19 protein-coding genes and 1 riboswitch are annotated in these 24,666 nt (G+C 66.3%); of the genes, 12 read left to right on the top strand and 7 right to left on the bottom strand.

Features of this window, described 5'->3' with window-relative positions:
* Nucleotides 1–314 precede the first annotated feature (314 nt).
* The gene (locus CI41S_RS07105; protein ID WP_139858033.1) at nucleotides 315–1,706 is read right to left on the bottom strand and encodes a lytic murein transglycosylase; all 1,392 of its coding nucleotides are present in this window, start codon (nucleotides 1,704–1,706) and stop codon (nucleotides 315–317) included.
* A gap of 221 nt (nucleotides 1,707–1,927) precedes the next feature.
* On the opposite strand from CI41S_RS07105, the gene galU reads away from it, so the two are divergent.
* On the top strand, nucleotides 1,928–2,803 hold the full coding sequence (galU, locus tag CI41S_RS07100) for a UTP--glucose-1-phosphate uridylyltransferase GalU (protein ID WP_139858029.1): 876 nt from the start codon (nucleotides 1,928–1,930) through the stop codon (nucleotides 2,801–2,803).
* Between the two features lie 288 nt (nucleotides 2,804–3,091).
* On the opposite strand, the gene CI41S_RS07095 is transcribed toward galU, so the two are convergent.
* A complete protein-coding gene (locus CI41S_RS07095) occupies nucleotides 3,092–3,280 on the bottom strand; it encodes a hypothetical protein (RefSeq protein WP_139486810.1) in 189 nt (62 codons plus the stop codon).
* Between the two features lie 167 nt (nucleotides 3,281–3,447).
* Complete coding sequence (locus tag CI41S_RS07090) at nucleotides 3,448–4,941, bottom strand: GGDEF domain-containing protein (RefSeq protein WP_139858025.1); 1,494 nt, start codon at nucleotides 4,939–4,941, stop codon at nucleotides 3,448–3,450.
* A 227-nt stretch (nucleotides 4,942–5,168) separates the two neighbouring features.
* Here CI41S_RS07090 and CI41S_RS07085 point away from each other — a divergent pair, with 227 nt between their 5' ends.
* Entirely contained in the window at nucleotides 5,169–5,426 is a 258-nt protein-coding gene (locus tag CI41S_RS07085) for a hypothetical protein (RefSeq protein ID WP_139858023.1), read from the top strand.
* 424 nt (nucleotides 5,427–5,850) lie between these two features.
* On the opposite strand, the gene CI41S_RS07080 is transcribed toward CI41S_RS07085, so the two are convergent.
* Both CI41S_RS07080 and CI41S_RS07075 read right to left on the bottom strand, forming a co-directional pair.
* The gene (locus CI41S_RS07080; protein ID WP_139858020.1) at nucleotides 5,851–8,727 is read right to left on the bottom strand and encodes an EAL domain-containing protein; all 2,877 of its coding nucleotides are present in this window, start codon (nucleotides 8,725–8,727) and stop codon (nucleotides 5,851–5,853) included.
* 120 nt (nucleotides 8,728–8,847) lie between these two features.
* Nucleotides 8,848–9,846: an NAD(P)H-quinone oxidoreductase gene (locus tag CI41S_RS07075; protein WP_139486806.1), complete on the bottom strand. Its 999-nt coding sequence runs from the start codon at nucleotides 9,844–9,846 to the stop codon at nucleotides 8,848–8,850.
* Nucleotides 9,847–9,996: 150 nt separating this feature from the next.
* Between CI41S_RS07075 and CI41S_RS07070 the strand changes: the two genes are divergently transcribed.
* Together CI41S_RS07070 and rcdA are read left to right on the top strand one after the other, a co-directional pair.
* Nucleotides 9,997–10,188, top strand: coding sequence for a DUF1192 domain-containing protein (locus tag CI41S_RS07070; protein WP_139486805.1), 192 nt, complete (start codon nucleotides 9,997–9,999; stop codon nucleotides 10,186–10,188).
* A gap of 616 nt (nucleotides 10,189–10,804) precedes the next feature.
* Nucleotides 10,805–11,317 (top strand): protease adaptor protein RcdA, encoded by a 513-nt coding sequence (gene rcdA, locus CI41S_RS07060; protein WP_139486804.1) that lies wholly within the window; start codon nucleotides 10,805–10,807, stop codon nucleotides 11,315–11,317.
* An 18-nt stretch (nucleotides 11,318–11,335) separates the two neighbouring features.
* Here the strand turns inward: rcdA and pdxR are convergent, their stop codons facing one another.
* A complete protein-coding gene (gene pdxR / locus CI41S_RS07055) occupies nucleotides 11,336–12,844 on the bottom strand; it encodes a MocR-like pyridoxine biosynthesis transcription factor PdxR (protein WP_139858018.1) in 1,509 nt (502 codons plus the stop codon).
* 87 nt (nucleotides 12,845–12,931) lie between these two features.
* On the opposite strand from pdxR, the gene CI41S_RS07050 reads away from it, so the two are divergent.
* Together CI41S_RS07050 and CI41S_RS07045 are read left to right on the top strand one after the other, a co-directional pair.
* A complete protein-coding gene (locus CI41S_RS07050; protein ID WP_139858016.1) occupies nucleotides 12,932–13,558 on the top strand; it encodes an FMN-binding negative transcriptional regulator in 627 nt (208 codons plus the stop codon).
* 119 nt (nucleotides 13,559–13,677) lie between these two features.
* Entirely contained in the window at nucleotides 13,678–14,295 is a 618-nt protein-coding gene (locus tag CI41S_RS07045; RefSeq protein ID WP_139858014.1) for a LysE family translocator, read from the top strand.
* Nucleotides 14,296–14,722: 427 nt separating this feature from the next.
* On the opposite strand, the gene rpmE is transcribed toward CI41S_RS07045, so the two are convergent.
* Nucleotides 14,723–14,950: a 50S ribosomal protein L31 gene (gene rpmE, locus CI41S_RS07040; RefSeq protein ID WP_016845230.1), complete on the bottom strand. Its 228-nt coding sequence runs from the start codon at nucleotides 14,948–14,950 to the stop codon at nucleotides 14,723–14,725.
* 192 nt (nucleotides 14,951–15,142) lie between these two features.
* Here rpmE and CI41S_RS07035 point away from each other — a divergent pair, with 192 nt between their 5' ends.
* The 6 genes from CI41S_RS07035 (at nucleotide 15,143) to CI41S_RS07010 (ending at nucleotide 24,658) form a co-directional block, all read left to right on the top strand.
* A complete protein-coding gene (locus CI41S_RS07035; protein ID WP_139858012.1) occupies nucleotides 15,143–17,002 on the top strand; it encodes an ABC transporter ATP-binding protein/permease in 1,860 nt (619 codons plus the stop codon).
* Between the two features lie 153 nt (nucleotides 17,003–17,155).
* The gene (locus CI41S_RS07030; RefSeq protein WP_244626419.1) at nucleotides 17,156–17,548 is read left to right on the top strand and encodes a hypothetical protein; all 393 of its coding nucleotides are present in this window, start codon (nucleotides 17,156–17,158) and stop codon (nucleotides 17,546–17,548) included.
* A 145-nt stretch (nucleotides 17,549–17,693) separates the two neighbouring features.
* Complete coding sequence (locus CI41S_RS07025; RefSeq protein ID WP_139858010.1) at nucleotides 17,694–19,184, top strand: amidohydrolase family protein; 1,491 nt, start codon at nucleotides 17,694–17,696, stop codon at nucleotides 19,182–19,184.
* Between the two features lie 17 nt (nucleotides 19,185–19,201).
* A complete protein-coding gene (locus CI41S_RS07020) occupies nucleotides 19,202–20,131 on the top strand; it encodes a CobW family GTP-binding protein (protein WP_139858590.1) in 930 nt (309 codons plus the stop codon).
* 430 nt (nucleotides 20,132–20,561) lie between these two features.
* A riboswitch (cobalamin riboswitch) is annotated at nucleotides 20,562–20,759 on the top strand.
* A gap of 105 nt (nucleotides 20,760–20,864) precedes the next feature.
* The gene (locus tag CI41S_RS07015; RefSeq protein ID WP_139858008.1) at nucleotides 20,865–23,150 is read left to right on the top strand and encodes a TonB-dependent receptor; all 2,286 of its coding nucleotides are present in this window, start codon (nucleotides 20,865–20,867) and stop codon (nucleotides 23,148–23,150) included.
* A 2-nt stretch (nucleotides 23,151–23,152) separates the two neighbouring features.
* Nucleotides 23,153–24,658, top strand: a complete 1,506-nt coding sequence (locus CI41S_RS07010; RefSeq protein ID WP_139858006.1) for a PepSY domain-containing protein — start codon at nucleotides 23,153–23,155, stop codon at nucleotides 24,656–24,658.
* The last annotated feature ends 8 nt before the right edge of the window (nucleotides 24,659–24,666 follow it).

Here is a 24,666-nt window from a genome sequence, read left to right as displayed (position 1 = left end):
GTCGCTGTTCCGGACGTGCCCAGCATACTAGCGGAATCGGGCCGCAAGCGGGCAGCTTTTCCACCATAAATCGGGTCGGTCCGGCCGCCGTCAAGGCTGGCAGTAAATATCGGATTTCACGGTTACTTTCGCGGGCAGGGGCGTCAGATGCCGTCGCCCAAACCTCCCCTTGAAAAGGGGAGGTCGCTTTGCTCGCAGAGCAAAGCGGGTGGGGATCTACTCTCTCCGGATAAAGCGTCGCCTGCGGCCGACCCCCATCCCAACCTTCCCCCTTTCAGGGGGAAGGGGAAGACAGCTCCAACCAGGCTACGGCCCTACCGTCCCCGGAGCCGGTCCAGCACCTCGGAGGTGGCAAATCCGTCGGCCGGCGCCCCGATGGACGCCTGGAAGCCGCGCAGGGCTTCCCTGGTCTGGCCGCCGAACTGGCCGTCGGGCGTGCCCTTGTAGAAGCCGCGCTGGGCCAGCAGCTGCTGCAATTCGAGCCGCTCGGCGCGCGACAGCACCCGTTCCTGGCGCGGCCAAGGCTGCACGAAGGGCGGTCCGCCGCGCAGCCGGTCGGCGAAATGGCCGATCGCCAGCGCATAGGCCTCGGCCGGGTTGTATTTCATGATGACGCGAAAGTTCTGCAGCATCAGGAAGCCGGGGCCCTCGGCGCCGGCCGGCGCCAGCAGATAGGCCTTTTCGGCAGGTTGCGGGAACGGCTGACCGTTGGCGCGCTTCAACCCGAGATGCTCCCATTGCGACAGCGGCATCGCCTTGGCGCGGTCGGCCAGCATGAAGTTGAAGTTTTGCGGCAGCACGACCTCGTAGCCCCAGCGTGCGCCGGTCTGCCAGCCATCCTTCTTCAAATTGTTCGCGGTCGAGGCGATCAGGTCGCTCGGATCGTCGACGACGTCGCGGCGGCCGTCGCCATCGCCGTCGACGGCGTAGCGCTTGAAGGCGGTCGGCATGAACTGGGTCGGACCGAACGCGCCGGCCCAGGAGCCGCGCAATTGCTCCGGGCGAAGATCGCCGCGGTTGAGGATCTCCAGCGCGGAGAGGAATTCGTCCTTGAAATAGGCTTGGCGGCGGCCGATGCAGGCCAGCGTCGCGGTCGACTGCACCACGCTGCGGTCACCCACCTGGGTCGAATAGTTCGACTCGATGCCCCAGATCGAGGCGATGATGTAGCGGTCGACGCCATAGGCTTTTTCAGTCGCGTCGAACTGCGGCTTGTATTTTGCGAGGATCTCGCGGCCCTTGGCCAGCCGCGCGTCGCTGACCAGGATGTCGAGATAGTCCCAGATCGCCTTGGTGAATTCAGGCTGTGAATCCAGAAGATCCATGATGCGCAGATCGGGCTGTAGCCCGGCGGTGAAGCGCTCGAAGTTCTCCCGGCTGATGTTGCGCCGCGCGGCGTCCGGCCACATGCCTGCGACGCAGTTCTGGAAATTCCCGGCGGCCTCGCGGATCGCGGCCGCAGTCATCAGCGGATGGCCGGAGGCGCCGTCCTCGCCGCTCCATGGCGGCGGCGCGCCGTCCTGACCGGTCGCGCCTTGTCCGGTTGCGGCCTGCGGCGGCGTCGCGTTCTTCGAGAAGATGCTGTCGATCAGGTTGGTCAGGCCGTTGCCTGACGATTGCGCGCGCACCGCGCCCGGCAACAGCAGGGCCAGCGCGATCAGACTCACGCCGAAAAAATTGGTCCGCAATGTTCCGGTCGAGCGCATTCGCGTATGCCTGTCAAAAAGGGTGCTGTTCCAGAAGGCCCCGGCACGGTTTCCAATAACTTAACAACGGCGAAATTCTGTTGGCCGCGGGATTTGCCCCGGTGGAACAGCGGAATTATGCCGCACCACACATCCGCCTTTGTTAGCGGGTGCAAAACGGGTTACCACTGATGCGATCGACTTCGCATACCCCCAACCATTGCAAGGCTTACGACAATCCCATGAAGATCCGCAAAGCCGTATTCCCCGTCGCCGGCCTCGGCACCCGCGTGCTGCCCGCCACCAAGGCGATGCCGAAGGAGATGCTGACCATCGTCGACAAGCCGCTGATCCAGTATGTGGTCGACGAGGCGCGGGAAGCCGGCATCGAGCACTTCGTGTTCGTCACCGGCCGCAACAAGGGCGTGATCGAGGATCATTTCGACCGCATGTTCGAGCTCGACACCACGCTTGCACAGCGCGGCAAGAAGACCGAGCAGGAGATTCTGGCCGAGAGCCAGCCCGCAGCCGGCGCGATGAGCTTTACCCGGCAGCAGTCGCCGCTCGGGCTCGGTCACGCCGTGTGGTGCGCGCGCGACATCGTCGGCAACGAGCCGTTCGCGGTGGTGCTGCCGGACGAGCTGGTGCTGAACACGCCGGGTTGCCTGAAGCAGATGATCGAGGCGGCGAGCGCGCTGGGCGACAAGTCCAACGTGATCGCGGTCGAAGCGGTGCCGGACGAACTCACCCATCAATACGGCATCTGCAGCGTCGGCAAACGTACCGGCAGGATTTTCGAGGTCGATGCCATGGTGGAGAAGCCGCCGCAGGGCACCGCGCCCTCCAACCTCTCGATCACCGGCCGCTACATTCTGCAGCCGGAGATTTTCGACATCCTGGCCACTCAGGAGCGCGGCGCAGGCGGCGAGATCCAGCTCACCGACGCCATGATCGGGCTTGCCAAGACGCAGAAATTCTACGGCGTCGAGTTCGAAGGCGAGCGCCATGATTGCGGCTCCAAGGCCGGCTTCCTCCGCGCCAACATCGCCTTCGGCCTCAAGCGCCCCGACCTGCGCGACGGGTTGCGTGCCGAGATGAAGAAGTATCTGGGGGAGTGAGGCGTTGTTGCGTGGAGCGCGCGGTAAGTTTGCGCTCTTGCTCCGCGTCGTAAGGGAGCACCCTGGCTGGGCTCCCTCCCCCCTTGCGGGGGAGGGTTGGGGAGAGGGGTGCCGCTTGCTCCGCTGCTGATCTGGAGGAGCGCACGCTTCCGCGAGTGCTTGATTTGTTGATTGGCGCTGCCCGATGTCTCGCATCGCGCCCGGGGCCACCCCTCTCCCCACCCTCTCCCGCAAGGGGAGAGGGAGCCTGACGAGTGTGCTCGCCTCACTTGTCGGCGCTTCAGCCGGTCAGGCCGCGCTTCTGCTCTGCTCTTCCGAGCGGTGCTGTTCGGCCTTCCATGCGTCGAGGTCTCCCGGCAGCAGCTCGGGTTCCAGTGCGACTTCTTTCCGCGGGCCGAAGGCCAAGCCAATGAGCCCAACCAGCACGAGGAGGGCTCCGGCAATGATCAACCAGTGCGGCAATTCCAACAATGGCATGGCGACACCTCGCTGCCGTTGATGAATACACACCTGCAAGTATCAGCTTACGCCGGCCGGCCGCCTATCGCCATATACCATCTTGGTTAATGCCGATGCTGCCGGTTCCCTCCTGGGCGCTGATCATCTTGCGCGGCCGCGCAACGTCCGGACGTGAAGCCGGGCGCTTACGCCACCAGCGCGATTTTCGGCGCGGTGGCGAGCACCGACTGGTTGCGGCCGTTGGCCTTGGCGGCGTAGAGCGCCTTGTCGGCTGCCTCGACCAGATCGGCCCATTGCTGGCCGGCGGCCGGCCGCATGCTGGCGACCCCGATGCTCACCGTCGTGATCAGCTCGCCCTCGCACCATTGCTCGACCTTGCCGCGGATGGCCTCGGCTATGCCGAAGGCCTCGAGCGCGCTGGCGCCGGGCAGCAGCACCGCGAATTCCTCGCCGCCGAACCGCGCCGGGCAGTCGCCGGCGCGGCGCACCGCGTCCGAAATGCAGATTGCGATCCCGACCAGCACCTGGTCGCCGGCCTGGTGCCCGAAGGTGTCGTTGTAGGCCTTGAAATGATCGGCATCGATCATCAATAGCGCGACGGATTGGCCGTGCCTGATGGCGCGGCGCCACTCCAGCTCGATCTCGGTGTCGAACTTGCGCCGGTTCTTCAGCCCGGTGAGGGCGTCGGTGGTCGCGAGCTCCTCGAGCTTGTCTTCGGCGTCGGCGCGGCGGCTGATCTCGCGTGCCAGCACCAGCGCCGTCGAGAGCACGAACAGGATCAGCGCCGCCATGATCGAGCCGATCCGGATCGCCTCGGTATGCCAGAGCCGGAACACGGCCTCGAGCGGTTTGCCGACCACGACATAGAGCGGGCCCGAGCTGCTGCGCCGGACATAGAGCCGCGGCGTATCGTCGACCGGGCCCTTGCCGGCGTAGGCGCCGCCTGGCTTCAGGTTGTCGGACTTCCAGTCCAGCGCCTCCGCGAGGTTCTTGCCGATGACGTCGAGATCGAACGGCGTGCGCATGATGATGGTGCGGTCGTTGCGCAGCACCGTGATGGTGTCGCCCGGCGTCAGGTTGAGCCGGCCGAACAGTTCGTGGAAATAGCTGAAGCGGATCGAGCCGACGACGACGCCGAGGAAGCGGCCGTCCTCGTCGGTGATGCGCCGGCTCAGCACGATGGCGTAGGCACTGCGATGCAGCATCGGCCGGCTGACATACAGCCCGGTATCGGGATGGTCGCGGTGAACCGTGAAATACTCTTCATCGCGGCGGTTCTCCGGCCGCGGGTCGAGGCTTGCGGCGTCGATCGTGAGGTTGCCGTCGGCATCGAACACCTGGATCGCGCCGAAATGCTTGGCGGTGGCGGCGTGGTCGAACAGGATCAGATGACGGAGCTCTTTGGAGACGTTGCGGATCTCCGGCATCTCCAGATTGCTGGCGACCGCGCGCAGCGACAGATCGTAGAGCTCGATGTTGCGGCTGATGTCGGCGTCGATGCCCGAGGCGAGGTTTTCCAGCGTGCGGCGGGCCAGTTCCTCCTCGCCGCGGCGCATGTCGAACATCACGCCGGCGCAGATCGCGGAGAAGCCGAGCACGGTCGCAATCGACGAGACGATCAGCAGCCGGGCCGATATCCGCCAGCGCCGCCTCGCGTCTTTTCCCCGCCGAAATGCCATGTCCGACTCCAAGAGCGTGATCCGGAAAAATGTGCAGCGGTCTTCCCGAAAAGATCATGCTCAAACAAAAAGCTGGAGTGGGATGATGCTTCGAAGGAAAAGTCATCACGCTCCAGGCGCCGTCATGCATCGGGAAACCTTGTTGTCGCCTTAAGTGGCGACAGCGGCCGCCGAATGGGTTAACGGGTGGTTGCCGGGATTGTTTATCTTGTTCACCGAGGGCTGTTGTGAACGACTACGACGCGCTGCGCGACTACCTGAAGAAGCAGCACCTGCCCGAATTCGTGCTGACCTTCGAGGAGATCGAGGCGATCATCGATGCGGCGCTGCCGCGCGCCGCGCAGCGGGCGTCGTGGTGGGATACGCTACGCAGCCCGCAGGAGAAGATGCCGCAGCGCGAGGCCTGCCTCGACGGCGGCTACATCGCCACCCGCCAGGCCGACGGCAACAGCGTGAAGTTCAAGAAGATGCCGAAGCCGCGTTAGCAGCGCCACCTCAGACTGTCATCGCCCGGCCTGTGCGCAATTGCGCAGATGGACCGGGCGATCCAGTATTCCAGAGACAGTCGTTATTGAGCCGATAGGCCGCGGCGTACTGGATCGCCCGGTCAAGGCCGGGATGACAGCGGTAGGCGAGTGGGCAGGTAACCTGCCTTCGACCTGACTAGCTCGCGGCTTCGAGCCGTTTCTCGGTGAGCGGCCGCGGCGGAAGTGCGCTCCCTCACCCCGTTCTTACGGGGTCGAGACGAGCGAAGCTCGCTCTTAGAGGGTTGGGGTGAGGGGCTGTCTCCTCGTCAACGGTGACAAGATCATCCGCGGAGGCTCCCCCTCACCCGGAATTCAAGCTGCGCTTGAATTCCGACCTCTCCGCGCAGGCGGGGCGAGGTGAAGGGGCAGGTCGCTCAATCGACTAGCTCGCGGCCTCCAGCCGTTCCTCGGTGAGCAGCCGCGTCGCGGCGTCGGCGTCCATCGGCTCGCCGAAGGCAAAGCCCTGCGCGTATTCGCAGCCGAGCTGGTAGAGCTCGACGGCGTCCGAGTCGGTCTCGGCGCCTTCCGCGACCACTTCCATGCCGAGATCGTGCGCCAGCGCGATGATCGATTTCAGGATCACCGGGCGGGTGCCGCGGCTGGTGGTGCGGACAAAGGACTGGTCGATCTTGATGGTATCGAACGGGAAGCGCTGCAGATAGGACAGCGAGGAGTGGCCGGTGCCGAAATCGTCGAGCGACAGCCCGGTGCCGAGCTCGCGGATCCGCGCCAGCATCTGCGCGGCGTGCTCGGGGTTCTCCATGACCAGCGATTCCGTCAATTCAAGCTTCAGCGTGCCGCGCGCCACCGATGAGCGCGACAGCACGGTGCGGATGTCGTGGATCAAATCGTGGCGCAGCAATTGCCGCGAGGAGACGTTGACGGACGCGAAGATCGGATCGCGGGCGCGCATCGCGCGCTGCCAGACCGCGAGCTGGCGCGCGGTCTGGTCCATCACGAACATGCCGAGATCGACGATCAGGCCGGTCTCCTCGGCGACATTGATGAACTCCGACGGCGACATCCGGCCGAGCTTGGGATGATCCCAGCGCGCCAGCGCCTCGAAGCCCGCGATGGCGCGATCCTCCAGCCGCACGATCGGCTGGTACAGGATCGTGATCTCCTGGCGCTCGATGGCGCGGCGCAGATCGCTCTCCAGCGTCAGGCGGTCGGTCTTGCGCGCGCGCATCGCCGGCTTGTAGACGTCGATGCGGTCGCCGCCGATCCGCTTGGAGTGATACATCGCAAGCTCGGCGTCCTTGATGATCTCGTCCGACAGCGGCGCCTGCGGGTCGGACAGCGCGAGTCCGATCGAGGCGGTCAGGAAGATCTCGCGGTCGTTGAACGCGATCGGTGCGCGGATGGTCTTGCGGATGGTTTCCGCGAAATTGGTGATCCGCGCCGGGTCCTGCTCCGAGAGCAGGATCAGACCGAACTGGTCGCCGGCCATCCGCGCCAGCGTGTCCTGCGGCTTGAGAATGCGGGTCAGCCGCCGCGCCAGGGTCAGCAGGATGGAATCGCCGACTGCGATGCCGACGGAATCGTTGACCTGCTTGAAGCGGTCGAGGTCGATCACCATCAAGGTCGGCCGCAAGTTCGGCATGGTCTTGGCGAGGTTCGCCACCGCGCTGAGGCGGTCCATGAACAGGCGGCGGTTCGGCAGGCCGGTCAGATTGTCGTGCACGGAGTCGTGCAGCATCCGCTCTTCCGAGTTCTTGAACTCGGTGACGTCGGTCAGCGTGCCGACCACGCGCGAGACTTCGCCGTCGGAGCCGACCACCGGGCGCGCCTTCAGCGCGAACCACATGAAGTGGCCGTCGGGCGTGCGCAGGCGAAAATCCTGCACCAGGCGGCCGCGGCGCTGGTCGAGCACGCTGTCGAGCGCGGCGCGGAAGCGGTCCTGGTCGAGCGGGTGCAGCACCTCCAGCCACTTCGCGGCGGGGCCTTCCAGCGTGCCGCGCTTCAGGCCGAGCAGCGCCTCGGTCTCGGGGCTGGTGAACACCTTGTCGGCGGAGACGTCCCAATCCCAGATCAGATCGCCCGAGCCGGTCAGCGCCAGCGCGCGGCGCTCGACGTCGGAGACCACGCCGGTGGTGGCGCCGCCGCCAGCGAAGGCGTGCTGCATCACCGTAAAGCCGATCAGCATCACGATCAGCACGAGGCCGCCGAGCAGCGCCGGGCCGACGATGTCGTTGGTGACCGAGCCCGCCACCGTCATGCCGGCTGCGACCACCCAGACCACCAGCAGGAACCAGGTCGGGATCAGCAGCACCGCGCGGTCAAAACCGTGGGTCGAGAGATAGACGATCAGCGCAAAGCCGGCGAAGGCGATCATCACCAGCGACATCCTTGCGATGCCGGAGGCGACCGCGGGATCGAACAGCGCCAGCGCGACGAGCGCGCCGAGGAACAGCAGCCAGCCGATCGTGATGTGCGAGTAGCGCACATGCCATCGACTGAGATTGAGATAGGCGAACAGGAACACCAGCAACGTCGCTGCGAGGATCGCCTCGCCCGCCGCGCGCCAGACGCGCTCGGCGTTGTTCGACATGTCGAGCACCTTGCCCCAGAAGCCGAAGTCGACGCCGATATAGACCAGCACCGCCCAGGCCAGCGCCGCCGCGGCCGGGAACATGATGCTGCCTTTCACCACAAACAAAATCGTGAGCACCAGCGCGAGCAGGCCGGAGATGCCGATCACGATGCCCTGATACAGCGTGAACGAGTTGACCTTGTCCTTGTAGGCGTCGGGTTCCCACAGATAGAGCTGCGGCAGCTTGTCGGTGCGCAGCTCGGCGACATAGGTGACGACAGCGCCGGGATCGAGCGTGATGCGGAACACGTCGGCGGTCGGGCTCTCCTGCCGCTCCGGGCGATCGCCGACCGACGGCGTGATGGTGGCGATGCGCGACAGGCCGAGGTCGGGCCACAGCAGGCCTGACGACACGATGCGGTAATGCGGTGCAACGATCAGGCGGTCGAGCTGGTCGTCGGTGTTGTTGGCGAGCGCGAACACCACCCAGTTCTGCCCGCCTTCTCGCGCGCGCACCTCGATGCGGCGCACGATGCCGTCGGTTCCGGGCGCGGTGGAGACCTGGATGCGGTCGGTTTCGCTGCGCTGATGATCGAGGACGGCGGTGAGGTCGATCGCTGGCGCATCGCTGCGGACGCTGACGGCGTCGATCGCATACGCCTTGGGCGTAGCGGCAAACATCATGAGGCCCAGCGCCAACAGCGCAAGGCACCTGATCAGACGCAATGTCAGTACTCCGCGATCGACAAACTGCCCGAGCCAGGCGAACGGCTCGGTGGTGGCGCGATAAATGACACGAAAGCGAAGGGAATCAAAGGGTTTCCACCCTTGCTTCCGTTGCCAGAGTTAAACCACCAACACAATTTTGCCAATATGTTCGCTGGTCTCCATACGGCGGTGCGCATCGGCGGCCTTTTCCAGCGGGAAACTGCTGTCCATCAGCGGTTTGACGCGGCCTTCGCGCAATAGCGGCATCACCTTGGCCTCGATCGCCGCCACCATCGCCGCCTTGTCCGCATTACTACGGGGACGTAGTGTGGAGCCGGTGTGATGCAGCCGCTTCACCATCAGCTTGGCGAAATTGGCCGACGCCTTCGGCGTTCCCGACAGGAACGCGATCTGGACGATGCGGCCCTCGACCGCGGCGGCGTCGTAGTTCCGATCGATGTAGTCGCCGCCGACCATGTCGAGGATGACGTCGGCCCCGTTGCCGCCGCTGTGCTTCTTCACCGCCTCGACGAAATCTTCGTTCTTGTAGTTGACCGCGTAGTCGGCGCCGAGCTTGAGGCAGGCATCGGCCTTGTCCTGCGAACCGACGGTGACGATCACCTTGGCGCCGAACGCCTTTGCGAGCTGGATCGCCATCGTGCCGATACCTGACGAGCCGCCATGGATCAGCAGCGTCTCGCCGGCTTTCAGCGCGCCGCGCTCGAACACGTTGTGCCACACCGTCATCAGCGTTTCCGGAATGGCGCCGGCTTCCTGCATCGACAGTGACGGCGGCACCGTGATCGCCTGCGCATCCTGCGCGATGCAATATTGCGCGTAGCCGCCGCCGGCCACCAGCGACATCACCTTGTCGCCGATCTTGTGTTTTGCGCCGTCGCCGAGCGCCACCACTTCGCCCGCGATCTCGAGGCCGGGCAGGTCGCTCGCGCCGGGCGGCGGCGGATAGGAGCCGGAGCGCTGCGCGACGTCGGGACGGTTGACGCCGGCGGCCGCGACCTTGACCAGGATCTCGCCCGGCTTCGGCACCGGCAGCGCGCGGCTCTCCGGCACCAGCACCTCGGGTCCACCAGGCTTGCTGATGGCGACGACGGTCATTTGCGCGGGCAGGTTCGTCATGGGGCGTCCTCAGGGAAGGGATGGGGTTTGCGGGATGGCATAGCGCCTTTCCCGCCGAAGTGAAACGCCGTCAAGCGATTGTTGCAAGGGCGCGAAACTCGCTGCAAATTCAAGGCAGGTGCCGTTGGACCATGAATGCCGGGAGGCCATATGCCGATCGAGGATGAGGACCGTCCCAGGAAGAAGATCACCCACGAGATCGGACAGGATCTCTCGCTGTTGTCGGTCGAGGAATTGACCGAGCGCATTGCGCTGCTCAATGCCGAAGTCGATCGCTTGAAGGAAGCGATGACCAAGAAGCGCGCCTCGAAGGACGCCGCCAACGCGTTCTTCAAATCGTAGCGCTGCTCTACCTGCGTAGCCCGGATGAAGCGAAGCGCAATCCGAGAGTGCGCCATCCGTCTGCACCGGCCCCGGATTACGGTTGCGCTCCATCCGGGCTACGCGTTCTCCAAACCTCCCCTTGAAAAGGGGAGGTCGCTTTGCTCGCCAGAGCAAAGCGGGTGGGGATCTGCTCTCTCCACACGCGCCGTCGCTTGTGGCTGACCCCATCCCGACCTTCCCCCTTGCAGGGAGAAGGAGAAGAAGCGCAGCCGATCATGCTTGCGCTCCATCCACACTGGCGCCGCAGCCGCTGTCCCAAACTCGGTCAATGGCCGACATGGCAAACAAAGCCTGAAGAAATCAGTTCATTTACGATCGGTTAAGCTTTCTCGAATATGACTGCATTGTCCTCGTTTGGACACCGAGTGGCTCCTGTCCACTCTGTTTGACGCCTCCCTGTTATCAACTTCAAAAGCCGCCGGAAACGGCGGCTCTTTTTTTGTGCGCCCTAGCCGTTGGAAACCATAAATCCGGTTGCGGCTGGACTCTTCGCCGCGCCCGCGCAATGATTTGTTCATCATAAGCCGGCGCACTGAATGCCGGCGGGCGTTACGGTGGTGTGAGGGCGTTAACCATGGCGGATCGTTCCCAGAGCGAATCCGGTCTCGTGCTGTTCAGTGAACGGCTGACCAATTCGGCGGCATTCGGCGTCTTGTTCCGCGAAGGCATGGATCTGGTCGAGCAGACCGCCGCCTATCTCGACGGCGATGGCCGCAGCGAAGCCAAGGCGCTGGAGCGCTCCGTCAGCCTGACCTACGCCACCGAAAGCATGCGCCTGACCACCCGCCTGATGCAGCTCGCGTCCTGGCTGCTGCTGCACCGCGCGGTGAAGGAAGGCGAGATGACGCTCACGCAGGCCAACCGCGAGAAGACCAAGGTCAAGCTCACCGCCGCCGATCCCGGCCCGGCCGACATGGTGGCAAAGCTGCCGCCACAGCTGCAGCTTTTGATCGCGCGCTCGATGGACCTGCAGACCCGCGTCCGCCGGCTCGACACCACGATCCACGCCCCGGCGCCAGACCGCTCCTCGATCGGCAACCCGCTGGTGCCGCAGCTCAACCGGCTGAAGGCTGCGTTCGAGCAGTAAGGTCAGCGCGCATCGTCGCTACGACGCGCGGCGCGGCCTGGCCCGCCGTTGCAATCCGTCCTCATCCATCACGCCTCGCAAGCGCGCCGCCGTCGCCTCCAGCTCCTCCGGCGCAAAGCCGCCGAAGCCGAGCATCAGGCCGGGCCGTGCGGCTCGGCTGTACATCGGCGAGATCGCGCGCAGGACGATGCCCTTTGCGAGCGCGGCTTGCGCCAGTCGCACGTCGTCGGCGCCGTGCGGCAGCCACAGCAAGAGATGCATGCCCTGGTCGCTCGGCTGCAAGGTGACATCGTCAGGCATGTGGCGTGCGAGCGCTTCGATCAGCGTCGCGCGCCGCGCCGCATAGACGCCGCGGATGCGTCGGATGTGCGCCTCGAAGAGCCCCTCGCGCATGTAGGCGGCGAGCACGTGCTGGTCTGATGTCGGCGAATGCCGGTCGAGCAGCGCGCGGGCGCCGGCGAAGGCATCGACGAGCGGCGCCGGAGCCACGACATAGCCGAGCCGCAGCGAGGGAAACAGCACCTTGCTCAAGGTGCCCAGATAGATCACCCGCGACGGATCGAGGCTCTGCATCGACGGGAACGGATGGCCGGCGTAGCGCAGCTCGCTGTCGTAATCGTCCTCGACGATCCAGCCGTCGCGCCGCTGCGCCCAGGCGAGCAGCGCGTTGCGGCGGGCCATGCTCATCGGCATGCCCAGCGGATATTGATGCGACGGCGTCACGAAGGCGGCGCGGGCGTTCGGGCAGGCGGCAATCGCGGCATCGACGTCGATGCCCTGCGCGTCGACCGCCACGCGCGTCGTGACAAGATCGAGATCATCGAGCACCGCCGTCAGGCCGGGATAGGCGGGATCCTCGGCCCAGACCTGGTCGCCGGGCGCGAGCAGCACGCGGCCGGCAAGGTAAAGCCCCTGCTGCGTGCCCGACGCGATCACCACCTGCTCGGCCTCGCAATGCACCGCGCGGGATTTGCGCACATAGTCGGCGATCGCGCGGCGCAATTCCATCACGCCGCGCGGATCGCCATAGCTCGCCGGCGCGGCGACGCGCGAGGATCGCACCCGGTTGCCGAGACGCCGCCAATTGTCGTCGGGCGCGACCTCGCCGCCGGGGACCGCGATCGCAAACGGCGCCTCCGGCATCGGCGTGAACGCCCGCACCACCTCGGCAAGCTTTTTCGCGCGCGGCGGCAGCGCGATCAGCCGCGGTTTTGGATCGCGCGCGGACGGCGGGCGAACCGGGCGCGTCTGCTCCGCCAGCGTCGGCGCCACCCGCGTGCCGGCGCCGATCTGCGATTCCAGATAGCCCTCGGCCTGCAGCTGGTCGAACGCCTCCACCACGGTGCCGCGCGCGACGCCGAGCGAGGTTGCCAGCGCGCGGGTCGAGGGCAGCAGCTCGCCGGCCTTCAGCTCGCCCCTGGCGATCGCCGCGCGCAGCGCCTGCGCAATCTGGCGCCCGACCTGTCCGGCGGTGCGGTCGACCGCGCGCAGCGCGGGTATGCTGACGGTGGTGCGGGAGCGCGGCATAGTGGTCCAGCCAGTATGATCGAAAGTGGCTCTTATCATAGGCCACTTCGGCGCTATTGTGCGAGGCGATAGCTGACGAGGTTCTCGATGTATCTGCCGCCGCATTTCAAGATCGACGAGCTTGCCGCGATCCACGCCGCGATGCAGGGGTCGCGGCTGGCGACGCTGGTCACCGCCACCACGGACGGCCTGATCGGCACGCCGCTGCCGCTGATCCTCGATCCGCGCGAGGGCGACTACGGCACGCTGTACGGCCACGTCGCGCGGCCCAACCCGCAATGGAAGCTGCCTCCCACCGGCGAGGCGATGGCGATCTTCACCGGGCCCGACGCCTATGTGACGCCGTCCTGGTACGCGACCAAGGCCGAGCACGGCAAGGTGGTGCCAACCTGGAATTACCTCGCCGTGCACGCCTATGGCGCGGTGGAATTTTTCGAGGATGCCGACCGTCTGCTCGATGTCGTGACGCGGCTGACCGACCTGCACGAGCGCTCGCGTGCGGAAGCCTGGCAGGTCAGCGACGCCCCGGCCGACTTCATCAGGGCGCAGCTGCGCGGCATCGTCGGCCTCAAAATGCCGATCACGCGGCTCGACGCCAAGAAGAAGATGAGCCAGAACCGCAAGGCGGAGGACCGCGCCGGCGTCATCGCCGGGCTCGGCGCCAGCGACGATCCGGTCGATCGCGAAGTCGCTGCGATGATCCCGATGGAGTGAGAGACCCTGCAACCTACGCAGCTCGTCATTGCGAGCGAAGCGAAGCAATCCATATCGCCGCATCCTCGGAGGGATGGATTGCTTCGCTTCGCTCGCAATGACGGCGGAGAAGGCCCACGATGGAATTGTACCTTGCCTTCGCGATCACCACCGCGACCTTCGCGCTGATCCCGGGCCCCGCCATGCTCTACGCCGCGGCCCGCACGCTGGCGGGCGGCCGGCGCGCCGGGCTGATGGCGTCACTCGGCCTGCACCTCGGCGGCTACGTCCATGTCGTCGCCGCGGCGGCCGGCCTTGCGCTGCTGTTTCACGCGGTGCCGCCGCTGTTCATGGTGATGAAGCTCGCCGGCGCGGCCTATCTGGTCTGGCTCGGGCTGTCGCTGTTTCGCGATCGTGAAACCGGAAAACGTCCCGAGCTTGCGCCGCTCTCCGCAAAACGCGCCTTCGCGCAAAGCATCGTCGTCGAGGTGCTCAATCCGAAGACCGCGATCTTCTTCCTGGCCTTCCTGCCGCAATTCGTCGACGCCTCGGCGGGTCTGCCGGTGTGGGCGCAGCTGTTCGTGCTCGGCGCGATCGTCAATGTGACGTTCTCGCTGGTCGATATCATGTGCGTGCTGTTCGCTAGCGCTGTGATGGCGAAGCTGCAGCGCGCCCGCAGCTCACAGCGCATCATGCAGAAGATCGGCGGCAGCATCCTGGTCGCGCTCGGCGCACGGCTCGCGTTGCAGGATCGGTAGGAGCTGCACCAGACGTGAGGTGAGCACGCTACTCGGGCTCCCTCCCCCCTTGCGGGGGAGGGGTGGGGAGAGGGGTGGCCCCGGGCGCAGGCGTGAGGGATAGGCCCGCGCGACTTCAACTTGCACATTGCTGCTGGCGACGGTGTGTCCTCACCCTCAACAAAGAACGGAGCAAGCGGTACCCCTCTCCCCAACCCTCCCCCGCAAGGGGGGGAGGGAGCCTGAGCAGTGTGGTCACCTTACCGGAGCGCGCCGCTGGAACGACGAGTCCCGTTCACGATATCCGCCGCGGCGTATGGGTCCCTGCTTTCGCATGCTTTCGCAGGGACGACAGCGAATATCTGGCAACCACCCCCCCCCCAAACAAAAACGCCCCCGCGAGGGGGGGCGTTTTGGACCGGCCCATGACGGGCGATCGGAGCAAGGCTTAGTCCTTCTTGAGGAAGCCCGAAAACTTCTTCTGGAACCGGGACACGCGGCCGCCGCGGTCCATCAGTTGCTGGGTGCCGCCGGTCCAGGCCGGGTGCGACTTGGGGTCGATGTCGAGGTTCAGCGTGTCGCCTTCCTTGCCCCAGGTCGAGCGGGTCAGGTACTCGGTGCCGTCGGTCATGACGACCTTAATCGTATGATAATTCGGATGAATATCGGCTTTCATAACAGTTCCTTCGGCGCGCCGGCGCCCGTCTCAAGATGTCTGGGATCGGGATTTGGGCGGCTCTATAGCCCAAGGGGCCCCCTAAAACAAGCCGGAAACCGGCTCAAGCCCATCACCGGATTAGGACTTTCCGTCCATTTGCCAGCTGGGGGCGGGGGGCCTATGTGGGGACTGTAGAACCGGTCCAGAATGATGAGCGTAGCCGAACAGCTGGAAACCCCTCACGGCAATCAGCCGCCGCCCCCGCGCGATGCGCTGCTCGAGGAGGAGGCCTTTATCGAGAGCCAGCTCGCCGGGCCGGCGAAGAGCCGCGCCCGCTTACGGCCGCTGCTGGCGCTTGCGCCCTATGTGGCGCGCTACAAGGGCCGCGCGATCCTTGCGTTGATCTCGCTGACGATCGCCGCGATCACGACGCTGGTGGTGCCGGTCGCGGTCCGCCGCATGATCGACATGGGCTTCACGCCCGAAGGCATCGCGATGATCAACAGCTATTTCAGCGTGATGATCGCGGTCGTCGCGGTGCTGGCCTGCGCCAGCGCCTCGCGCTACTACCTCGTGATGACGATCGGCGAGCGCATCGTCGCCGATCTCAGGCGCGACGTGTTCGCGCATCTGATCTCGCTGTCGCCGTCGTTCTTCGATTCCGCGCGAAGCGGCGAACTGGTGTCGCGGCTCACCGCCGACACCACCCAGATCAAGTCGGCGGTCGGCGCCTCGGTCTCGATCGCGCTGCGCAACATGATGCTGTTCATCGGCGCCGCCACCATGATGGTGATCACCAGCCCGCGGCTCTCGCTGTTCGTGCTGCTGGCGATCCCGATCATCGTGATCCCGCTGGTCGCGTTCGGCCGCTGGGTGCGGCGGCTGTCGCGCAACGCCCAGGACACGCTGGCCGACGCCAGCGCCTATGCGAGCGAACTCGTCAACGCGATCCGCACCGTGCAGGCCTATACCGGCGAGCGGCTCGCGCGCACCCGCTTTGCCCGCGAGGTCGAGCAGGCCTATGACGCGGCGCGCAACTCGACCAAGGCGCGCGCGGTGCTGACGCTGATCGTGATCTTCATCGTGTTCGCCAGCGTCGTCGTGATCCTCTGGGTCGGCTCGCATGACGTGCTGATCGGCACCATCAGCCCGGGCCGGCTCGGCCAGTTCATCCTCTATACGGCGTTCGCAGCCAGCGGCCTCGGCCAGCTCAGCGAGGTCTGGGGCGAGGTCTCGGCCGCATCGGGCGCCGCCGAGCGGCTGTTCGAGATCCTGCGCGTCAGGCCGGAGATCGCGGCGCCCGCCGCGCCGCGGGCGCTGCCGCAGCCGGCGCGCGGCGATGTCGGATTCGACAATGTCAGCTTCGCCTATCCTGCCAGGCCCAACGCGCTCGCCGTCGACGGCGTGTCGCTCGAGGTGCGCTCCGGCGAGAAGGTCGCGATCGTCGGCCCCTCCGGCGCCGGCAAGAGCACGCTGTTCCATCTGCTGCTGCGGTTCTACGATCCGAAATCCGGCACCATCTCGCTCGACGGCGTGCCGATCCGGCAGGCCGATCCGGCCGAGGTGCGCGCGCGCATCGCGCTAGTGCCGCAGGATTCCGTGGTGTTCGCCGCCAGCGCCCGCGACAACATCCGCTTCGGCCGCCCCGATGCCACCGATGCCGAGGTCGAGCGCGCCGCCGATCTCGCGCACGCCACCGAATTCCTGCGCCGGCTGCCCGGTGGCTTCGACGCCCAGCTCGGCGAGCGCGGCGTCACCCTGTCCGGCGGCCAGCGCCAGCGCATCGCGATCGCGCGCGCGATCCTGCGCGATGCCCCGCTGCTGCTGCTCGACGAGGCCACCTCGGCGCTCGATGCCGAGAGCGAGACGCTGGTGCAGACCGCGCTGGAAGAGCTGATGCGCCACCGCACCACGCTGGTGATCGCGCACCGCCTCGCCACCGTGCTGTCCTGCGACCGTATCCTGGTGCTGGACCAGGGCAGGATCGTCGAGCAGGGCACCCACGCCGAGCTGGTCGCCGCCGGCGGCCTCTACGCCCGGCTGGCCCGGCTGCAGTTCGAGGGGATTTGAGGGACGAGAGACGTCGTGCGCTCCGCCTATGCGATTCCTATGCGATCGCCGGCTGCCTCCCCTCGAAAACCTATTCCCGCGCAAGGATAGTCGCGCCGGCACCTGATCTTCTGCAACGGCTGCATGAGATCGGGCGCGCGGGGTGTTGGATTGATGCGCAGCGAGACAGCGACCGAACCGCAGGGCAGGCTGCTCCGCGCCTGGCAGCTTGCCGTGCTGCGCTTTGCCGTGACGCTCGACGATGACGACCGGATGCACGTGCTGGCGGTGGCCGGCGAGGTCGATCGGCTGAGCGGGGCGAGCGAGGATTCGTTCCACTTCTTCCGCCGGACCACCGCGGAAATGTGCCAGGCGATCGCCGGCCAGGACGCGCACGGGGAGACCGTCATCCAGCGGTTTCTGGCGCAGCTCGATAATCCCAGGCTCAGGCGCGCGTTCGAGGCGGCCATCACCAAGGACCGCACGCCGCCGAAAATCGTCACCAGCCGGTTGAAGCCCGGCAACGATCTCTGGAGAGGTCTGCCGTCGCGGCGGACCGGGACGTAAGCACGCGCCTCTCCACTCACGCCGCTCGCCGGATATTCCATTACAGCATGTCGCTACAACCCTGGCCGGGTTGCTGCGATCGGTGCGATGCGCTTCTCTGTGCCAGAGAAGAGATCGGTCGGTTTTGGAATGCGGGAGTGGTGAGATGGGTGGCTTGGTGATCAGCGGCGGCCGGGTGGTGGATCCGGCCAGCGGGATGGATGCCGTCGGCGACGTCGCCGTCGTGGACGGCAAGATCGCTGCGGTCGGTACCGGGCTCGGCAGCGCCGAGCGGCAGATCGACGCCACCGGGCTCGTGGTGGCGCCCGGCTTCATCGACCTCCACGCCCACGGCCAGACCATTCCGGCCGACCGCATGCAGGCGTTCGACGGCGTCACCACGACGCTCGATCTCGAGGCCGGCGTGCTGCCGGTGTCATCCTGGTACAAGCGCCAGGCCGAGAAGGGGCGGGTGCTGAATTACGGCGCCGCCGCCAACTGGGCGTTCGCGCGGATCGGCGCCATGACCGGCTCGAATGCGGAAAGTTCGCTGGAATCGTTCGGCGCCGCGATGCGCGACCGGCGCTGGATCGACAATGTCGCGACCGAGGCCGAAGTCGGCGGCATCCTCGAGCGCCTCGCCGTCGGGCTGAACGAGGGTGGCATCGGCATCGGCATTCTCAACGCCTATGCCCCGGGTGCCGGGGTGCAGGAGCTGACCGCGGTGTGCCAGCTCGCGGCCAATCATGCGGTGCCGACCTTCACCCATGTCGCCTACATGTCGCGGATCGATCCCGAGAGCGCGGCCGAAGCCTATATCCGCCTGATCGGTTATGCCGGCGCCACCGGCGCGCATATGCACATCTGCCATTTCAATTCGTCGAGCAAGACCGATATCGAGCGCTGTGTGGGGCTGATCGCCAAGGCGCAGGCGCAGGGCCTGCCGATCACGGTGGAGGCCTATCCCTACGGCACCGGCTCGACCGTGCTGGCGGCGACCTTCTTCAGCGATCCAAAATTCGAGGAGCGCAACGGCCTCGGCTACGAGTCGGTGCAGCGCGTCACCGACGGACACCGCTTCGGCAGCCGTGAGGAGCTGCTGGCGGCGCAGGCCGAAGATCCATCCGCGCTGGTGCTGTGGCACGTGCTCGATATCGAGAACAACGCGCATCACCGCGACCTGCTCGACATGGCGGTGCTGTATCCCGGCGGCGCCATCGCCTCCGACGCGATGCCGTGGACGCTGTCGAACGGCAAGCCGTACAGCGGCGATGCCTGGCCGCTGCCTGACGATGCCACGTCGCATCCGCGCTCGGCGGGCTGCTTCACCCGCTTCATCCGCGAATGGGTGCGCGAGCGCAGAAAAGTCTCGCTGCTCGAGGGCATCCGCAAATGCGCGCTGATCCCGGCCGAAATTCTCTCGGCGAGCACGCCGGCGATGCGCGCGAAGGGCCGGCTGCAGGCCGGCGCCGATGCCGACGTCGTGGTGTTCGACTACGAGACCTTGAGCGACCGCGCCACCTTTTCGGCGATGAACCGTCCGGCGGAGGGCGTGCGCCATCTCGTGGTCAGCGGCCAGCCGCTGATCACGGACGGCATTCTGGACGTGGCGGCGCGGCCGGGCCGGCCGGTGCGCCGTCCCGTCGTTGCGGGCTGATCGTGCAAGCCCAAATTCTGCCGGTCCCGATCCTGCTGGTCGCGGGCTTTCTCGGGGCGGGCAAGACCACGGTCGTCAATCATCTCCTGGCGCACGCCGAAGGCCGGCGCATCGCCGCCGTGGTCAACGATTTCGGCGCCATCAACATCGATGCCGAGCTGATCGCAGGTAGCAGTGATGGCGTCGTCAGCCTGAGCAACGGTTGCATCTGCTGCACGCTGGAAGGCGATCTGATCCGCACCCTCGCCACGCTGCTGCGGCGCGACCCGCGCCCCGAGTTCATCGTGATCGAGACCAGCGGCATCGCCGATCCCTCCGACATCGTGCGCAATCTGATGGACCCGGTGATCTGGAAGGAGGCGCCGCTGGAGACGGTGCTGTGCGTGGTCGACGCGACCCAGCCTCCGGCCGCACTGAACGACGCGCTGCTGCGCTCGCAGCTCCGCGCGGCCGATGTGGTGGCGTTGAGCAAGGTGGACCTCGCGGATGCTGGCGCGCGCGCGGCGATGCGTGAGGCGATCCGCACGCAGCGTCCGGCGGCGGTGGTGGTCGACGCCAATCACGGCGAGGTGCCCGCCGCGCTGCTGTTTCCGATCGACCCGGATCGCATGCCGGAGCCGCGCGACGTTACGCCACGCCGCCCGGCGACTGATCGGTTCGAGACGCTGAGCTGGACGTCGGACCGGCGCATTGTGCTGCCGCGGCTGCAGCAGGCGATCGGCAAACTGGCGCCAAAGCTCGCGCGGGCAAAAGGCCTGTTCGAGACGGTCGAGCAGCCCGGGCGGCTGACCGTGTTTCAACTCGCCGGCGGACGCGCGACCTTGGCGGCCGGCGGCGCGCCCACGCCCGGCGTGCCGCGAACACGCATCGTCTTCATCGCCGAGATGGGCGCGCTGTCGCGCGCCGAGATCGATGCGGTGATGCAAGGATGCGTTGAAGCGGGATGACATGAAGCATAAGTTTTCCGTCACCCCCGCGCAAAGGCTTCGCCTTTGTCGCTGGAGGAGCGCGCTCTTGCGCGCGTCTCGAAGGGTCGACGGCCACCGGCCGGGCCGTGCATCCTTCGAGACGCGGGCAAGTGGCCGCTCCTCAGGATGACGGGGCAACAGTCTCAGCGCTGCGTGAGTTATCCGTCACCCTGAGGTGCGAGCCTCTTCGGCGAGCCTCGAAGGGTCGACGGCCCGACTGGTGGCCGATTCATCCTTCGAGGCTCGCAAGAGCTCGCACCTCCAGCGACAAAGGCGAAGCCTTTGCGCGGGGATGACGGGGCAACCGACCTCCGCGCTGCATACCGCTAGCGCTGTGTCGCTTCCGCCGCACCATCTCGCAAACGATGCATGCGACAGTCACGTCGAATTGACACCTCCGGAGCCGGCACCTATCGTTCCGCCTGACGGTTCTCCTTCGGGGGATCAAAAGGGAATGCGGTGCGGGTGACGTCCCAATGCCGCGGCTGTCCCCGCAACTGTAGGCGGCGAGCCTCTCGTCAATTTGCCACTGGACCGTCAGGCCCGGGAAGGCGGCGACAGGCGACGACCCGCGAGCCAGGAGACCTGCCGTCAGTCGTGGTCACACGCGAGCACATCGGGCGGGGCGTCCTGGTGGGGATCGGCGCATGGCTCTCGGGCGATGCGGTGTCCGCGTTCGCGGTGACGTGCCACGTTACCCGCGAGTCCGTTCATGTCGTCCCCCGCCTCCGTCGCGCTCAGGTCGAGCCTCGGCTTCATTTGCTCCCTGTCATCACTGTTGCTGCCGGCCGAAGCGCTCGCGCAGATCACCCGACCAACCACCGCGCTTGATCCGGTCGAGGTCTCGCCGCCCGCCGCCAAGCCGAAGCGTGCCGAGGGCAACGGCGCTGCCGCCGGCAGCGCTGCGCGGCCACGCCCGAGACCGGCCGCGCCCGCCGCGGCCGCCACTGGCTCGTCGCAAGCTGCCGCGTCGTCCGGATCGGGCTCGCCATCTCCGACCCTCAACGCCAACACGCCGGGCGGCACCGGCAGCCGCCTCAATCTGACGCCGCTGCAGACGCCGGCCAGCGTCGAGATCATCCGGTCGCAAACCATCGAGGAGCGCGGCCAGCATAACGTCACCGACGCCGTCACCCAGAATGCGGCCGGCTTCACCGCAACGCCGGCGCCCGGCAATGGCGGGCTGTCGTTCAGCACCCGCGGCTTCGCCGGCAGCAATTCGGTGATGACGCTGTATGACGGCACCCGATTCTATATCGGCTCAGGCACGCTGACGTTTCCCTACGACACCTGGTCGACCGAGCGCATCGAGGTGCTGCGCGGCCCGGCCTCGGTGCTGTACGGCGAGGGCGCGATCGGCGGCGTCATCAACGTGATCCCGAAGCAGCCGCTCACCACGCCGTACAACGAAGCCGCGGTGTCGCTCGATAGTAACATGACGAAGCGGCTCTCGGTCGACAGCACCGGCCCGATCAATCCCAATGTGTCCTACCGCATCAACGCCACCGGCAACATGTCCGACGGTTATGTCGATCGCGACAAGAGCTCGAACGCGGTGGTGTCCGCCGCGGTGCGGGTGCAGGCCACCGAAAACCTCGCCTTCACGCTGTCGGAGGACTATGGCGACCGCAGCCCGTCGCGCTATTTCGGCACGCCGCTGGTCGGTGGCACCATCCTCGATGCGCTGCGCTTCAAGAACTACAACGCATCAGACAGCACCATCCGCTACCAGGACAGCTGGACCCGGTTCAAGACCGAGTGGGACGTCGCCGACGGCATCAGGATCAACAACACGCTGTATTATCTCAACAGCCAGCGGCACTGGCGCGACATCGAGAACTACACCTTCAATCCGAAGACCCAGTTGATCGATCGCTCCAGCTACATCGAGATCTTCCACGATCAGAAGCAGTCCGGCAACCGGATGGACGCAACCTTCAGCGGTCACGTCCTCGGCCTTGCCAACCAGTTCGTTGCCGGATTCGACGTCAATCACATCGAGTTCTTCCACACCAACAACTCCCCGTTTGGGGGCGCATCGTCGGTGAACCCATACGTGTTCGATCCCGGATCGTTCTTCGCAACGACGACAGCGACCACGCCGGGCTTCAATTCGATGGTCAATCAATGCGCGCTGTTTGCCGAAGACCGGCTGAAGCTGACGGATCAATTGTCGCTGGTGACCGGCGTCAGGTACGACCGCCCCGAGATCGATCGCACCGACTACAAGACGCCGGCGAACAGTTTTGAAACCACGCTGTCGGGCACCAGCTGGCGCACCGGCCTCGTCTACGAGCCGATCAAGAACCTCGCGCTCTACGGCCAGTATGCGGTCGGCGTCGATCCGGTCGGCAATCTGATTTCGCTGTCGACCACGCAAAAGACCTTCCAGCTCGCCACCGGCAAGCAGACCGAGGTCGGCGTCAAGCAGTCGTTCTGGGGCGGCCGCGGCGAGTGGACGCTGGCGGCCTACGAGATCGTCAAGACAGGGCTGACGATTCCCGATCCCGCCAATCCCAACGGCCTCGCGTTGCAGGTCGGCCAGCAGTCCTCTCGCGGTGTCGAGGGAACGATCGGGCTGGCGCTGGACTACGGCTGGCGCATCGACGCCAATCTGGCGGTGTTGCGCGCCAAATACGACAACAACAGCCAGCTGGTCGGCGGCAAGATCGTCAGCTTCAACGGCAACGTCCCGGTCAACGTGCCGCAGCAGGTCGCCAACATCTGGCTGACCTGGGATTTTGCACCGAACTGGTCGGTCTATGGCAGCGTGCAGATGGTCGGCGCGATGTACTCCGACCTCGCCAACACCCAGCTGCGGCCCGGTTACAACGTCGTCAATGGCGGCATCAGGTGGAAGCCGGATGACCGCACCACGGTGGCGTTCCGGGTCTACAATCTGCTCGACCAGGTTTATGCGGTGACCTCGAACGGCGCCGGCCAGTGGCTGCTCGGCATGCCGCGCACCGCCGAACTCTCCCTCAACGTGAAGTTCTGACCATGCGCAGCGCACTGATCCGGCGGGGACGGCGATGGCTCTACGTCATCCATCGCTGGATCGGCATCGCGACATGCCTGCTGTTCGCGATGTGGTTCATCTCCGGTCTCGTCATGATTTATGTGGCGTTTCCTCGCCTCACCGACAGCGAGCGCCTTGCGGCGCTCCCTGCCATCCTCTGGAGCAAGGTCCAGATCGCGCCCGACCGCGCCATGGCGATCGCAGGCATGGAGCGTTATCCGCGCGACCTGCGGCTCTCGATGATGCACGACGTTCCGGTCTATCGCGTGACCGGATGGAACGGCGGCGCCGTCACCATCTCGGCGGTCGACGGCAGCGTGATCGACCGCATCACGCCGGAGCAGGCGCTGGCGATTGCCCGGCATCACCCGCAAGCGGTGCAGCCGCAACTGCTCGACACGGTGACGCGCGACCAATGGTCGGTCACGGCGCGCTTCGATCCGTTGCGGCCGCTCTATCTGATCGGCCTCGGCGACGCCGACGGCATCGAGCTCTATGTGTCCGCGCGTAGCGGCGAGATCGCGCTCGACACCACGCGGCAGGAGCGGGTCTGGAACTGGCTCGGCTCGATCCCGCACTGGATCTATCCGACCGTGCTGCGCAAGGACGGCCCGCTGTGGCGCGACGTGGTGCTGTGGATCTCGGGCATCTGCCTCGTCGTCGCCGTCACCGGCTTCTGGATCGGCATTCTCCGGCTGCGGCTGACCCGCCGCTACGCGCGCGGCACGATCTCGCTTTATCGCGGCTGGATGGCCTGGCATCACATCGCCGGCCTGATCGGCGGCATCTTCGTGCTCACCTGGATGTTTTCCGGCTGGCTCTCGCTCAACCCCGGCGGCGCATTCTCCAGCCGTGGCGTCACGCGCGAGATCGCGGTCGGCTACAGCGGCCACGATGCGCCCGATATCGTATCGCGCGTTCAGTCAGCGCCGTCGATGCCGGCGAGTGAGGCGCGCTTCGTCTGGCTTGGCGGGCATCCGATGATGGTGCTCAGCGCGCGCGACGGCCGTCAGACTCTCGCCGATGCGGCAACAGGCGCGCCGGCCGCGCTGTCGCAGGACCAGATCGTCGCAGCCGCCCGCCGCGCGATGCCGGGCGCAGCGATCAGCTTCGTGCGGCAACTCGATGCGCCTGATGCCTACTGGTACGCGCTGCATCAGAGCCGCGAGCTTCCCGTGCTGCGGATCGGCTTCGACGATCCCGTCCACACCTGGCTCTACATTTCGCCTGTCACGGCCGAGATCCTCGATCGCAGCGACGACAGCCGCCGCTCCTACCGCTGGCTGTTCAACGCGTTGCACAGCCTGGATTTTCCGCTGCTGCTGCAGGTCTGGCCGCTGCGTGACGTCGTGGTCTGGCTGCTGTCGGCGGTCGGCACCATCGTCTCGATCAGCGGCGTCGTGATCGGCTGGCGCCGATTGCGGCGGCGGCACAAACGGCCAATGCGGAGAGAACGTATATCCGCCGGCTCAGCACGCGCGGCCTAGGACGACGC

The organism is Bradyrhizobium ivorense (genome assembly GCF_900696085.1).
Lineage (GTDB): Bacteria > Pseudomonadota > Alphaproteobacteria > Rhizobiales > Xanthobacteraceae > Bradyrhizobium > Bradyrhizobium ivorense.
Note: the sequence above shows the minus strand (reverse complement) of the source record. Positions and strands in the feature narration are given on the sequence as shown.